10 protein-coding genes are annotated in these 14185 nt (G+C 62.7%); 4 read left to right on the top strand and 6 right to left on the bottom strand.

Going from position 1 to position 14185, the window contains the following annotated elements; translation table 11 throughout:
- Nucleotides 1-19: 19 nt before the first annotated feature.
- Nucleotides 20-1903: an ABC transporter ATP-binding protein/permease gene (locus RCH14_RS12385; protein WP_343026413.1), complete on the bottom strand. Its 1884-nt coding sequence runs from the start codon at nucleotides 1901-1903 to the stop codon at nucleotides 20-22.
- A gap of 56 nt (nucleotides 1904-1959) precedes the next feature.
- Here RCH14_RS12385 and RCH14_RS12390 point away from each other — a divergent pair, with 56 nt between their 5' ends.
- A complete protein-coding gene (locus RCH14_RS12390) occupies nucleotides 1960-2403 on the top strand; it encodes an acyl-CoA thioesterase (RefSeq protein WP_183555969.1) in 444 nt (147 codons plus the stop codon).
- A gap of 182 nt (nucleotides 2404-2585) precedes the next feature.
- On the opposite strand, the gene RCH14_RS12395 is transcribed toward RCH14_RS12390, so the two are convergent.
- From RCH14_RS12395 to RCH14_RS12410, 4 genes are all read right to left on the bottom strand, one after another.
- Nucleotides 2586-4268: a long-chain-fatty-acid--CoA ligase gene (locus RCH14_RS12395; protein ID WP_343026414.1), complete on the bottom strand. Its 1683-nt coding sequence runs from the start codon at nucleotides 4266-4268 to the stop codon at nucleotides 2586-2588.
- An 89-nt stretch (nucleotides 4269-4357) separates the two neighbouring features.
- Nucleotides 4358-6046: a long-chain-fatty-acid--CoA ligase gene (locus RCH14_RS12400; protein WP_343026415.1), complete on the bottom strand. Its 1689-nt coding sequence runs from the start codon at nucleotides 6044-6046 to the stop codon at nucleotides 4358-4360.
- A gap of 172 nt (nucleotides 6047-6218) precedes the next feature.
- Entirely contained in the window at nucleotides 6219-7295 is a 1077-nt protein-coding gene (locus RCH14_RS12405; protein WP_343026416.1) for an aminopeptidase, read from the bottom strand.
- 25 nt (nucleotides 7296-7320) lie between these two features.
- Nucleotides 7321-9423, bottom strand: a complete 2103-nt coding sequence (locus RCH14_RS12410; protein WP_343026439.1) for a molybdopterin oxidoreductase family protein — start codon at nucleotides 9421-9423, stop codon at nucleotides 7321-7323.
- Between the two features lie 245 nt (nucleotides 9424-9668).
- Between RCH14_RS12410 and RCH14_RS12415 the strand changes: the two genes are divergently transcribed.
- On the top strand, nucleotides 9669-10862 hold the full coding sequence (locus RCH14_RS12415) for a M20 aminoacylase family protein (RefSeq protein WP_343026417.1): 1194 nt from the start codon (nucleotides 9669-9671) through the stop codon (nucleotides 10860-10862).
- Between the two features lie 45 nt (nucleotides 10863-10907).
- On the opposite strand, the gene RCH14_RS12420 is transcribed toward RCH14_RS12415, so the two are convergent.
- Nucleotides 10908-11609 carry a suppressor of fused domain protein gene (locus RCH14_RS12420; protein WP_343026418.1) on the bottom strand — a complete coding sequence of 234 codons (702 nt, stop codon included), beginning with the start codon at nucleotides 11607-11609 and terminating at the stop codon, nucleotides 10908-10910.
- A gap of 139 nt (nucleotides 11610-11748) precedes the next feature.
- Here RCH14_RS12420 and RCH14_RS12425 point away from each other — a divergent pair, with 139 nt between their 5' ends.
- A complete protein-coding gene (locus RCH14_RS12425; protein WP_343026419.1) occupies nucleotides 11749-12312 on the top strand; it encodes an acyloxyacyl hydrolase in 564 nt (187 codons plus the stop codon).
- Between the two features lie 120 nt (nucleotides 12313-12432).
- Nucleotides 12433-13875 (top strand): DHA2 family efflux MFS transporter permease subunit, encoded by a 1443-nt coding sequence (locus RCH14_RS12430; RefSeq protein WP_343026420.1) that lies wholly within the window; start codon nucleotides 12433-12435, stop codon nucleotides 13873-13875.
- Nucleotides 13876-14185 lie beyond the last annotated feature (310 nt).

The raw sequence follows: 14185 nt of genomic DNA on the forward strand, positions 1-14185 counted from the left end.
GATGTTCTACACGGTTTGATTACGCGCCGGATATCGTAGGGTGGACAGCTGCGCCGTCCACGCGCTCAAACGCTTCCGGCACCAGCGGCGGCGACGCCACATCCTCATCGGGCCGCGCCAGTTGCCGATCCCACATCTGCGCATACAGGCCGCGCGCCGCCAGCAGCGCGCCGTGCGTGCCGCGCTCGACGATCCTGCCGTGATCGAGCACGATGATCTGCTGCGCGTCGGCGATCGTCGACAGGCGGTGGGCAATCACCAGCGTCGTGCGGTTCTTCGCGATCTCTTTCAACTGCGCCTGGATCGCCTGCTCGGCGCGCGAGTCGAGCGCCGACGTGGCTTCGTCGAAGATCAGCAGCGCCGGGTCTTTCAGCAGCGTGCGCGCGATCGCCACGCGCTGCTTCTCGCCACCCGACAGTTTCAGGCCCCGCTCGCCCACCATGCTTTGATAGCCATCCGGCAGGCTTTCGATGAAGTCGTGGATCGACGCTGCGCGCGCCGCTGCCACGATGTCCTCGCGGCTGGCGCCGGGCCGGCCATAGGCGATGTTGTATTCGATCGTGTCGTTGAACAGCACCGTGTCCTGCGGGACGATGCCGATCGCCGAGCGTAGCGACGCCTGGGTGATGTCGCGCAGGTCCTGGCCATCGATGCGGATCGCGCCGCCGTTCACGTCATAGAACCGAAACAGCAGGCGTGACAGCGTGGACTTGCCCGAGCCGCTGTGGCCCACCACCGCCGTCGTGGTGCCGGCGGCAATCGTGAAGTCGACATCGAACAGGATCTGGCGCTTGGTCTCGTAGCTAAATTCGACATGCGAGAACTCGACCTGTGCACCCTTGATGACCAGCGACAGCGCCTTGGGGCCGTCGGCCACTTCGCGGTTCTGGTCGAGCAGGCCAAACAGGCGCTCCATGTCGGCCAGGCTTTGCTTGATCTCGCGGTAGATCACGCCCAGGAAGTTCAGCGGCATGTACAACTGGATCATGAAGGTATTGACCAGCACCAGGTCGCCCAGGCTCATGGTGCCGTTGATGACGCCTTGCGTGGCGCGCCACAAGATCAGCGTGACAGCAGTGGCGATGATCAGAGACTGGCCCGTGTTCAGCACCGACAGCGAGGTCTGCGAGCGCACGCCGGCGTTCTCGTAGTTCTTCAGGCCTTCGTCATAGCGTTTGGCTTCGTAGTCTTCGTTGCCGAAGTACTTCACCGTCTCGTAGTTCAGCAGCGAATCGATCGCCTTGGTACTGGCTTTCGATTCGAGGTCGTTCATCGTGCGCCGGAAGTGCGTGCGCCATTCGGTGACCACCACGGTGAAGGTGATGTACGAGACCAGCGCCACGGCGGTGATGATGCTGAACCAGATGTCGTAGTTCAGTATCAGGTAGCCCAGCACCAGCGTGATCTCGACCAGCGTCGGCAAGATGTTGAAGAGCGAGTATGAGATCAGCGAGTTCACGCCGCGCGTGCCGCGCTCGATGTCACGCGTCATGCCGCCGGTCTGGCGGTTCAGGTGAAAGCGCAGCGACAGCGCATGCAGGTGGCGAAACACGCGCAGCGCGATGGTGCGCACGGCGCGCTGCGTCACGCGCGCGAACAGAAATTCGCGCAGCTCGGTGAAGACGGTCATCGACAGTCGCAGCAAGCCGTAGGCGACCAGCACGCCGACCGGCAGCACCAGCAGCGCGTGCGGATGCGCGGGGTCGATGGCCAGGCCGTCGATCAGCCGCTTGAGCACGAGCGGCACGCCGACGTTGGCCATCTTGGCAGCCACCAGCGCGCCCATGGCGGCCAGCACGCGCCACTTGTAGACCCACAGGTAGGGGAACAAGGTCTTGAGCGTGGCCCAGTCGTTGCGGGGAATGCCTGTGGGGTCGGGCGGAAGTGAGGTATTGCGGCGCATGGGGAGACTTTTGTGGTTCAATTCGGGTCGATTGTAGCTTTTACCGAGAATTCACGATGACCACGCCCGAAAATACCGTTACCACGCCCAGCACCATTCGCCTCCCCGCCGGCAAGATGCCCGAACTGCGGGTCATGCCCGCCCCGTCCGACGCCAATGTCTATGGCGATGTGTTCGGGGGCTGGATCATGGCCCAGGTCGACCTGGCCGGTTCGCTGCCGGCCACGCGCCGCGCCAATGGCCGCGTGGCGACGATCGCCGTGAACTCGTTTTTGTTCAAGAATCCGGTGTTCGTCGGCGACCTGCTGTCGTTCTATGCCGATATCACCAAGGTGGGCAATACGTCGATCACGGTGTTCGTCGAGGTGTACGCCGAGCGTAACCGGCTGGCGGCCGAGGTGGTCAAGGTGACCGAGGCGACGCTGACCTACGTGGCCACCGGCCCGGATCGCAAGCCGCGCCAGTTGCCGCCGCTCGAATCGCTGATCGCGAACCGGTAATCCGGTGGTGACGAAGGCCGCCATGCCGCTGACACCGTTCAATTAGCCGGTCGTAGGGTGGGCGCGGCCGGCGAGGCGGGTTTCCCGCCCACGCGTTCAAACGAGGCATGCGCTAGGGCGGTGCAGCCGTGCGTTGAACGCGTGGGCGGCATAGCCGCCCACCCTACTGGCTGACGGCGGCATCAAGCCGGCTTTTTTTCGTCGCGCAGTTCGCGCCGCAGGATCTTGCCGACGTTCGTCTTCGGCAGCGTCTCGCGGAACTCGACGAACTTCGGCCGCTTGTAGCCGGTCAACTGCTCCTTGCAGAACGCCGTGACCTGGTCGGCGGTGAGGCTCGCATCCTTCTTGACCACGTACAGCTTGACCGCCTCGCCCGAATGCTGGTCGGGCACGCCCACGCACGCCACTTCGAGCACGCCCGGCATCGAGGCGACCACGCCTTCGACTTCGTTCGGGTACACATTAAAGCCCGAGACCAGGATCATGTCCTTCTTGCGATCGACGATGCGCGTGTAGCCCTTGTCGTCCATGATGCCGATGTCGCCGGTCTTGAAGAAGCCGTCGGGCGTCATGACCTTGGCCGTTTCGTCGTCACGCTGCCAGTAGCCGGCCATGACCTGCGGGCCACGCACGGCGATCTCGCCGGCGGTGCCGAACGGGACGGCGTTGCCGGCATCGTCGAGGATGCGCAGTTCGGTCGATGGCAGTGGCAAGCCGATGGTGCCGGTGAACTCGCTGATGTCGCAGCGGTTGGCGGTGACCACGGGCGAGGTCTCGGACAAGCCGTAGCCTTCGACGATCGGGATGCCCGTCGTCTTGAGCCATTTATCGGCCACCGCTTTTTGCACGGCCATGCCGCCGCCCGGACACACCATCAGGCCCGAGAAATCGAGCTTGGCGAATTCGTCGTTGTTCAGCAGGCCGTTGTACAGCGTGTTTACTGCCGGGAAGATGTTGATGCGGTAACCACCCAGCTCCTTGATGAAGCCCTTGATGTCGCGCGGGTTGGGGATCAGAAGGTTCATGCCGCCCACGCGCAGGCCGAGCAGCGCGCAGACCGTCAGCGCATAGATGTGGTACAGCGGCAGCGCGCAGGCAAACTGCGCCTGCTCGCCCGGCGGCATGCGACCGAGGGTCGGTGCGAACCAGGCTTCGTTCTGCAGCACGTTGGCGATCACGTGGCGGTGCAGCAGCACCGCCCCTTTCGACACGCCCGTGGTGCCGCCCGTGTACTGCAGGAAGGCGATATCGTCGTGACCGATCGCAACCTGCCCCAAGGTTTCGCGCGCGCCGTCGGCCAGCACCTTGTTGAAGGCGATCGCGCCTGGCAGCGAATAGGCCGGCACCATCTTCTTGACCTTGCGCACCACCAGGTTGACCAGCGTGCCTTTCAGGCCGCCCAGAAGGTCGCCCATCGTGGCCAGGATGACGTGCCGAACCTGCGTCTGGCCGATCACCTGTTCGAGTGTATGGGCGAAGTTTTCCAGCACCACGATCGCCTCGGCGCCCGAGTCGATCAGCTGATGCTGCAGCTCGCGCGGGGTATAGAGCGGGTTGACGTTGACGACCACGTAGCCGGCGCGCAGCACGGCGGCCAGCGCCACCGGATACTGCAGCACGTTGGGCATCATCAGCGCCACGCGCGCGCCGGGTTTCAGGCCCTTGGCCTGCAGCCAGGCGGCCATGCGCTGCGACATCGTATCGAGTTCGGAAAACGTGATGGACTTGCCCATGCAGGCATAGGCCTTGCGGTCGGCATACTTGCGGAACGCCTCCTCGAGCAAATGCGCCAGCGAGCGATATTGCGTCGCATCGATCTCTGCCGGTATCCCGGTTTCGTACGACGTTAGCCAGAATTTGTCCATGTATTCCACTGCCTTCCTTGTTGGTTCCAATAAAACGCCGAAGCCGCCCCGCAGGCGGCTTCGACTGATTGCCCATCATTCGCCGTGACTTACGCCACCGTGTCCGCCTGCTTTTCATCCCGCAGCGCGCGTCGCAGGATCTTGCCGACGTTGGTCTTGGGAAGCTCAGTGCGAAATTCGATGTACTTGGGTCGTTTGTAGCCGGTAAATTCCTGCTTGCAGTAGGCCAGCAAGTCGTCCGTCGTGAGATTCGGGTCTTTTTTTACCACGAATACCTTGACCGCCTCGCCCGAATGGGCGTCTGGCACGCCGACCACGGCGCACTCGAGCACCCCCGGATGACCGGCGATGACGCCTTCGAGCTCGTTCGGGTAGACGTTGAAACCCGAGACCAGAATCATGTCCTTCTTGCGATCGACGATCCTGACGTAGCCGCTCGCGTCCATGATGCCGATGTCGCCCGAGCGGAAGAAGCCGTCTGCCGTCATGACTTTGGCGGTCTCGGCCGGCTGGTTCCAGTACCCCTGCATGACTTGCGGACCGCGGATCGCGATCTCGCCGCTCTGGCCTGGGGCCACCTGGTTGCCGGCATCGTCGATGATGGCGATGTCGGTCGATGGCACCGGCAGCCCAATGGTGCCGGTGAAGTCAAGCACGTCGGCGCGGTTGCAGGTAGCCACCGGCGACGTCTCGGACAAGCCGTAGCCTTCGATGATGGCCACGCCGGTGATATCGCGCCATTTGTCGGCCACGGCCTTTTGCACCGCCATGCCGCCGCCATTGCAGATGCGCAGGCCGGAGAAATCGAGATGGGTGAAAGCGGCGTTGTTCACCAGCGCGTTGTACAGCGTGTTCACGGCCGGCAGCATGTTGAACCGGTACTTGGCCAGTTCTTTCACGAAGCCTGGGATGTCGCGCGGGTTCACGATCAGCACGTTCAGCGCCCCCATGCGCATGCCCCACATGGCGCACGCGGTCAGCGCGAAGATGTGATACAGCGGCAGCGCGCACACGATCGTCAGCGGCTCGCCGCCCGCCTCGCCCAGCGCCGGCGCCGACCAGGCTTCGCTTTGCAGCACGTTGGCGATCACGTTGCGGTGCGTGAGCGTGGCGCCCTTCGATGGCCCCGTGGTGCCACCCGTGTACTGCAGGAAGGCGACGTCACCGGCCTTGAGCGTGGCCGGCTTGAAGGTCATGCGGGCGCCCTGCGCCAGTGCATCCTTGAACGAGACCATGTTCGGCAGCGAGAACTCGGGCACCATCTTCTTGACGTGACGGACCACGAGGTTGACCACCATGCCCTTGACGCCGCCAAGCAGCTCGCCCATGTTCGCCACCACCACGTGGCGCAGCGGGGTCTTGCCCATCACCTTCTGCACGGTGTGGGCGAAGTTTTCCAGCACGATGATCGCTTCGGCACCCGAGTCGGTGATCTGGTGTTCGAGTTCGCGCGCGGTGTAGAGCGGATTGACGTTGACGACGACGTAGCCAGCGCGCAGTACGGCGGCCAGCGCGATCGGGTACTGCAATACATTCGGCATCATGATGGCCACGCGCGCGCCGGGCGTCAGGCCGCGGCTTTGCAGCCAGGCGGCGAGCTTTTGCGAATACGCATCAAGCTCGCGGTAAGTGATGAACTTGTCCATGCAGACAAAGGCATTGCGGTCTGCGAATTTGCTGAACGATTCTTCCAGCAACTGCACCAGCGAAGAGTACTGATCAGGATTGATCTCTGCCGGCATGCCTGGCGGATACGACTGCAGCCAAATCTTGTCCATGGGTTGCCTCTGTCTCGTGATCCTGGTCGGATCGTGGTCGTTTTTGTCGGCGGCCGTGCTATGTTGCCGGCTCGCATGCGCACGAAGCTTATGCCTTTGCTATCGCTGAGTGTGATGCTATCGGGCAGCGCCCTTGTGCGCAAGCGCTTTTACGCCGATTGGAACCTGCCCTCTACGGCAGTGCGCCGATGGTGCGCTGCACCACCTGCAAGCCCGGCGGCGTTGTCGTCGCCAGCCGCGCCAGCACGCGATTGCGTTCTTTCTTGTCGAGGGCGGCGAGCCGGTTGACGGCCCTGTAGAAACCGTTCCAGGTCTTCTCGCGATGCAGCAATGCGCGAAATGCCGGCACCAGGTCATTGTAGGTCGCCACCGACGCCAGGTGGGCATTCGAGAGCGGCTCGGCAAAAAAGCGGTCATACCCGGCGTAGCCGCCCCAGTTTGCCTTGAGCACCTGGTAGTCGTTCTGCAGCGCGATGAACAGACGGCCTTTGGTAGCGCGCTTGGTCTCGTCCGGTTCGATGCTCTTGTAGGTGCGCTCGAGCTCGCCGCGATAATGCAGCAGCAGGGCCAGGAAATCGCGCTTGCGCGCCTTGTAGCGATCGTAGGCCGCGCTCATGGCCGGGTTGCCGAAGCGTTCGAGCCAGGCTTCCACGCCGGCCTGCTCCACGGCACTGGCAAACGATTCATTGAATTGCGAATCGCCCGCGACGTAGACGACCTGGTGCGCGAGCTCATGGAAAATCAGGCGCGCCAGTTCGGCGTCCGGGTAATTGATGAAAGTCGATATCAGCGGATCGCTGAACCAGCCGAGCGTCGAATAGGCGCTCACGCCGCCCACTTCCACGTCGTGACCTTCTGCGCGCAATTGCCTGGCATAGGCCTGGGCGTCGGTCTTGCTGTAGTAGCCGCGGTAGTTCACGCAGCCGGCCACCGGAAAGCACCACTGGATCGGTTTAAGGGACAGTTCGGGCGTGGCCACCACGTTCCACAGCACGTAGGGGCGTTGGAGGCTCGTGTAATTGGTGTAGCTGCCGTTATCCGGCAGCTGCATGTCCTGGATGGCAAAGCGGCGGATCTGGCGCGCCGCCTCCAGCCGATGCCGTAATTTGACGCTGGTGCCGGTATCGGCGATCCAGTCGTCGATCGGGCGCGCGTCGGACAGCAATTGCAGCTGGCCCTGCGCGGCCTGGGTGTAATACGAAAGCGATGAGCAGCTGGTCAACATGAAGACCGCAGCTGCCGCGGCCATGAGCGGCCGCAAGGCCTGTGAGAATCTAGAGGGCGTCATCTCGTATTGGGGGCGCAGCTTTTTCAACCTGCACCAGGGTGTCGTAGAAAGTGGGCGCCCGGCCCATGTCGGTCAAGCGCTGGCTGGTGACTTCGTTGGCGTTCTTGCCGTCGGTGGCCAGCTTTTTCCACCAGATCGACAAGCCCACCACCAAACCAGCGCGCGCCTTGTCGGTCACGCGTGCACGGGCGAGGAACGAACCGCGATCGTTATAAATGCGCGCCATGTCACCGTGCCCGATGCCGCGTGCGGCGGCATCGTGCGGGTGGATGTCGAGGTGCGGTTCGCCTTCAGTTGCACGCAGGCTCTGTACATTGACAAACGTCGAGTTAAGGAAGTTCCGCGCCGGCGGAGAAATCATGGCCAGCGGATAGGTTTTCGCCAGCTCGGGGTTCGATGCCACCGACTCGTAGGGCGGGATATACGTGGGCACCGGATCGAGGCCGTCGGCCAGCATGCTCTCTGAAAAGAACTCGCATTTGCCCGATGGCGTCGTGAAGCCACCGTCGGCAAACGGCGCGTCCGGCATGTTGAGCTTGCTCCAGCCGGTGCGCTTGAGCGACTCCCAGTCGAAGTGCACCGCACGCGCATCCCTGCTGTCGAAGGCCTGGGCGGCGATGGCGTCATCGCTCTCCTGGAAGCACGGATCGGTAAAGCCCATGCGCGCTGCCAGCAAGCGGAAGAATTCGGTGTTGGGCTTGGATTCACCCACCGGCGCCACAGCGGCGTTGTTGGCCATCATGTACAGGTGCCCATAGGCCAGGTGCGCATCGACGTGTTCGAGCTGGGTGGTGGCCGGCAGCAGGATGTCGGCGTAGTCGGCGCTGTCGGTATGGAAGTGTTCGAGCACCACGGTAAACAGGTCTTCGCGCTCGAAGCCTTGCTGCACCTTGCGCGAATCGGGCGCGATCGCCAGCGGGTTGGCGTTGTAGACGATGACGGCCTCGATCTTCGGGCCGAAATCGGGCGCGCTCTCGCGCAGCAGGTCGTCGCCGATCGTGGTCATGTTGATCGTGCGCGGGGTTCGGCCGGCCAGCAAATCGGGGCGCTGCAGCGCCGGGCGGTTGGTCGGGAACGACGCCGAACTCGACAACTGGATGCCGCCGGCCGGCTGGCGCCAGGCGCCCACCAGGGCCGGCAGGCAGGCGATATTGCGCACGGCCATGCCACCGCCGCGCACGCGCTGGATGCCGTAGTTGACGCGGATCGCGGCCGCCTCGCCATTCTTCGCGGTCTGCCCATACAGGCGCGCCAGGTTGACCACTTCATCGACGGTGATGCCGCAGATCTCGGCCGTACGTTCAGGCGGCCATTCGAGCGCGCGCGCCTTGAGCGGCTCGAAACCCAGTGTGTGCTGGTCGATGTAGGCGTGATCCAGTAAATCTTCCTGGATCAGCACATGCATCATGCCCAGGGCCAGCGCGGCATCCGTGCCGGGCAGCAGCGCAATATGTTGATGGCATTTTTCGGCGGTGAGCGAGCGATACGGATCGATGGCAATCAAGGTGGCGCCATTGCGCTTGGCTTCTTGCGCGCGCATCCAGAAATGCAGGTTCGACGCGATCGGGTTACCGCCCCAGATCAGAATCAGTTTGGCGTTCTGGAACTGTTCGAGGTCGGTGCCGATCGAACTGCCGATGGAATACCGGTAGCCGGTTGCGCCGGCCGTGGCGCAGATGGTGCGATCGAGCAGCGACGCGCCCAGTTGATTGAAAAAGCGCAGCGACATCGATTCGCCCTGCACCAGGCCCATCGTGCCGCAATAGCTGTACGGCAGGATCGCTTCGGGGTCGCGCGCGGCGATGGCGGTCAGGCGCGTGGCGATCTCGTCCAGGGCTGCGTCCCACGTGATGCGCTCGAACTTGCCTTCGCCCTTGCGGCCGATGCGCCGCATCGGATACAGCACGCGGTCCGGGTGGTAGGTGCGCTCGACGTAGCGCGCGACTTTGGTGCACAGCACGCCGGCCGTGGTGGGATGGTCCGGGTCGCCCTTGACCTCCGTGGCAACGCCGTTCTCGACTTTGACGAGCAGCGCGCAGGTATCGGGACAATCGTGGGGACAGGTCGCACGGACGGTGGTGGTGGTCATATTGTTATTTGGGCTTTGCATGCAGGCTGCACTGAAAATACTGCGCTAAACCAATACTTTATACGATTCGGACGGGGTTCGTGACCTCCCCTGTCAAGTCTGTTTAAGGCACGCTACAATAGTTAAAACCATGCCATGCAAGGGTGGCAAGACAACCGAGGGGCCTCCAGCAAACCCCTGCCCGCAGCGCCTGACGCGCTGCAGTGCGCGGCAGCGCCACCGAGGTCCCCATCGCGGAGAACATCATGAAACTGGTTGAACCTATTCTGGCGTCACTCGCCGAAATCCAGGCAATCCGGCACGACCTGCACGCGCATCCCGAACTGAGCTACGAAGAACACCGCACTGCGCAGATCGTGGCCGACCGCCTCGAAGCCTGGGGCATTCCCGTCGTGCGCGGGCTGGGCGTGACGGGCGTCGTCGGCATCATCAAGAACGGCACGTCTGAACGCGCGATCGGCCTGCGCGCCGACATGGACGCACTGCCCATGCAAGAAATCAATGGCTTCGCCCATGCATCGACCCACGCGGGCAAGATGCACGCCTGTGGCCACGACGGCCACACCGCGATGCTGCTCGGCGCTGCGCACTATCTGGCGCAGCACCGCAACTTCGACGGCACCGTGTACCTGATTTTCCAGCCGGCCGAAGAAGGCGGCGGCGGCGCGCGGCGCATGATCGAAGACGGCCTGTTCGAGCGCTTCCCGATGGACGCCGTGTACGGCATGCACAACTGGCCAGGCATCGCCGAAGGCACGTTTGCCGTGGTCGACGGGCCGATGATGGCGTCGAGTAACGAGTTTCGCGTGACCGTGCGCGGCAAGGGCGCCCATGCGGCGCAGCCGCACCGCGGCATCGATCCGATCATGGTGGCGGTGCAGATCGCGCAAGCGTGGCAAACGATCATCTCGCGCGAAAAGAATCCACTGCTCACGGCGGTGTTGTCGATCACCCAGATCCACGCAGGTAGTGCCACCAACATCATTCCGGATGAAGCAAAGCTGGTGGGAACGGTGCGCACGTTCTCGACCGAGGTGCTGGATCTGATCCAGCGCCGCATGCAGGAAATGGCCGACGGAATTGCCGCCGGCTTTGGCGCGACGGTCGACTTTGGCTTCAAGCGCAATTATCCGCCGCTGGTGAACCACACCGAGCAGACCGCGTTTGCGATCGAGGCAATGCGCGCCGTGGTGGGCCCGGACGCGGTCAATGCAAACGTCGAGCCGACCATGGGCGCCGAGGATTTCGCCTTCATGCTGCAGGCCAAGCCAGGGTGCTATGTCTTCCTCGGCAATGGCGAAGGCGACCACCGCGCAGGTGGCCATGGCCTTGGCCCATGCCAGTTGCACAATGCCAGTTATGACTTCAACGACAACCTGCTGCCAATTGGCGCGAGCTATTGGGCGCGCCTGGTGGAGATGCGTCTGCCGGTTGCCTGACAACCTGGCGGGCCGCGCATCGCGCGCGGCCCTGTTTGACGGCGTCTAGAACAGGCCGAGGAATTTTTTCTTGACCGTGTTCTTGCGCGCCGGGTCGACGACATCAGTCACATCCTTGTCGTTGAACTTGTCGATCAGGGCGGCAAAGCCACGGTGTCGCGCCAGGTCGAGTTCTTCCTTGAATAGCGGCACGACGCAGTGGAAATAAATATCCTTGCCGTCGACCGTCACCGAATGAAACGGTTCGGGCGCCGACACCGGCGGCAGCAGGATGGCGCCGCAGAAGCCCACGCCATCGACGTAGGGCTTGGGTGGTGCGCCATTGGGCAGCGCATGACCCAGGCCAATCCAGGTGCCCTGGTTGTGCGGATAGTGCGCCAGATGGCGCATCAGGGCCACCGGCCAGTACCAGCGTTCTTCCCTGACCGACGCTTCATCGAGCTGCCAGTTGGCCGGCAAGGCCATCATCAGCTCGGCAAACGGTGGCGCACCTTCCGGCGTCGTCATCGGGCGCTTGCTCATCCCCGAGGTCAGCAGGCGCACGTAAGGAAAATCGGCGGTCGGTGCGATCACGTGGATGTCGACCTGGATGGCGCCGCCATCCGTCTCGTGGAAGAACATCGTGGGCGCACCAAGGTGCGTGGCAATGTGTTCGCCGACCGGGTCATGCGGCAGCACGACGGTTTCCGGCTGGCGCTGCATCGGCGCGCTCAAGGGATACAACGGGGTGATGGTTGGTTCGGCCATGGTTATTGATCGATATTGTTGCGGCGGGCGCCTATGATACCTGCGCCGTCCGCTTGCGTGGCCGGCAGCACGCTATTGTTCTCGCTAGTACAATACCGCATTATTCCAAAACGTCATTCCCACCCTTTCCAGGTAGACCATGTTCACTTTCAAAAAAATCAGCATGCTGGCGCTGGCCAGCGCCGCGCTGTGCGCGCCTGCCGCGTTCGCCCAGTCCACCGTGGGCAACGGCTACATCGATTCCGTGTCGTTTGAATACGGCACCAATCCGCAGCAGCGCATGGGCCGCGTCGCGATCCAGTCGGACTGGGACAAGCAGTGGTTCGCCGGCAATGGCCGCCACCTGTCGGGTTACTTTGAAACGAACCTGGCCCTGTGGCGCCTGAATGCGTACGAGAACGTCCCCGGTCGCAACAAGAACATCGGCGTGCTGGGCTTTACGCCGGTGTTCCGCTACCAGAACGACAACAAGCTGGGTCTGTATGGCGAAATCGGTATCGGCCTGAACGTTCTGTCGACGCTGTACAAGAATGAAGACAAGGAACTGTCGACCGCGTTCCAGTTTGGCGACCATCTCGGCGTGGGCTACACCACCGCCAAGTGGGACTTCGGCCTGAAGTACCAGCACTATTCGAACGGCAGCATCAAGAGCCCGAACGCCGGTGCCAACTGGCTCGTCGCCAAGGCAGCCTACCGCTTCTGATGGGTTTCGTTACCCGCGTGACACCCGCCTGGGCGGCGGGTACACGGCGCGGGTAAATAGTATTTCGTGACACAATCGGGCCTTTCGCGGCGCAGTCCGCGCGCTGTTGTCGAGGCCCGATTGACTCCTTCGCCTACCCTCAAACGCTATCTCCCCTGGCTCGTCGCCATCGCGCTGTTCATGGAGCAGCTGGACGCGACCATCGTCAACACCGCCATTCCCAGCATTGCCGCCAGTCTCGGCGTTACGCCGCTGAGCCTCAAATCGGTCGTCACCAGCTATATCCTGGGCCTGGCCGTCGGTATTCCACTCAGTGGCTGGATGGCCGATCGCTTCGGCACGCGGCGCGTGTTTTTTACGGCGATTGCGATCTTCACCTTTGCGTCCGTGTTGTGCGGCTTGTCGGTCGATGCGCGCATGATGACGGGCGCGCGCCTGCTGCAGGGGTTGGGCGGCGCGATGATGATCCCGATCGGGCGCCTGGCAATCGTGCGCACGTTTCCCAAGAACGAGTTGCTGGGAGCGATGAACTTCGTGATCATCCCCGCGCTGATCGGGCCATTGCTGGGGCCGACGATCGGCGGGCTGATCGTGCACTGGACGACATGGCGCGTGATCTTTTTCGTCAATATTCCGGTAGGCCTGATCGCGCTGTATTTTGTCTGGCGCCATATGCCAGATTACCGCGCAGAGCAGCAGCGCCCGCTCGACGTGGTTGGCCTGCTGCTGTTCAGCAGCGGCACGGCGTTGCTGTCGTGGGTGCTGGAAGTGTTCGGCGAACACACGCTCGACGGCATCACGGCCGGCCTGCTGTTCCTGCTGGCGCTGGGTTTGCTCGGTGCCTACGCCTGGCATGCCTGCCGCACGAAGTTTCCATTGCTGCGCCTGACACTGCTCAAGGTGCGTACCTTCCGTATTGCCGTGCTGGGCGGCTTCGTGACCCGTCTCGGTGTCGGCGGCCTGCCGTTCCTGCTACCGCTGCTATATCAGCTGGGCCTGGGGATGCCGGCGTGGCAGTCGGGGCTCATGATGATGCCGTCGGCATTGGCGGCAATGGGAATGAAGCTGTTCGCGCCGCGCTTGCTCGCTCGCTTCGGTTATCGGCAGGTGCTGCGGTCCAATACCATCATGATTGGCGTGACGATTGCCATGTTCACGCTGGTCCATGCCAGCACGCCGTTGATCATGATCGTGTGCGTCAGCCTGATGCTGGGATTCTTCAACTCACTGCAGTTTTCGAGCATGAACACGCTGGCCTATGCCGACATCGAACCGGCAGACTCGAGCATGGCGAGCACGATCTCGAGTTCGCTCCAACAATTGTCGATGAGCTTTGGACTGGCAGCGGGATCGATCGTCACCGCTTGGTTCCTTGGTGACGTGTCACAGACCAATCAGGGGCAGGTAACGCAAGCGATGCACCACGGGTTCATGGCGCTGGCGATACTGACGCTATTTTCTTCCCTGGTGTTCTGGCGCCTGCGCCGGGATGATGGGGACAGTATCAGTCAGAGCCGCGGCGTGGCCAAGACGGTGGAACCGGTGACGGTGACGGGGCAGTGAGTCGAAATGGCCTTGTCAGGGGGCCGATGGTCACGATAGTTCGACATGACGTTGATGAAAACTAGCTTCCATACGTTTGGTCACGTCGGAGTAGATCATCAACCGCCTGACGCGCATGGTGGCGTTGAGAACGCATTCATGGTGGTCAGGGCTGGCCTCGATCAGCAAGATGGCAGGGTTTGGTCTTGTGAGGAAGGGGCATGATAAATCGATCGCCCAAAGCGAAAAGCCCCACTCAGATCACTGAGTGGGGCTTTTCTATATAACTAGCCTGACGATAACCTACTTTCACACTGGTTGCAGCACTATC

Origin of the sequence: Massilia sp. MP_M2, from assembly GCF_039123635.1 — a bacterium.
Taxonomy (GTDB): Bacteria; Pseudomonadota; Gammaproteobacteria; order Burkholderiales; family Burkholderiaceae_D; genus Telluria.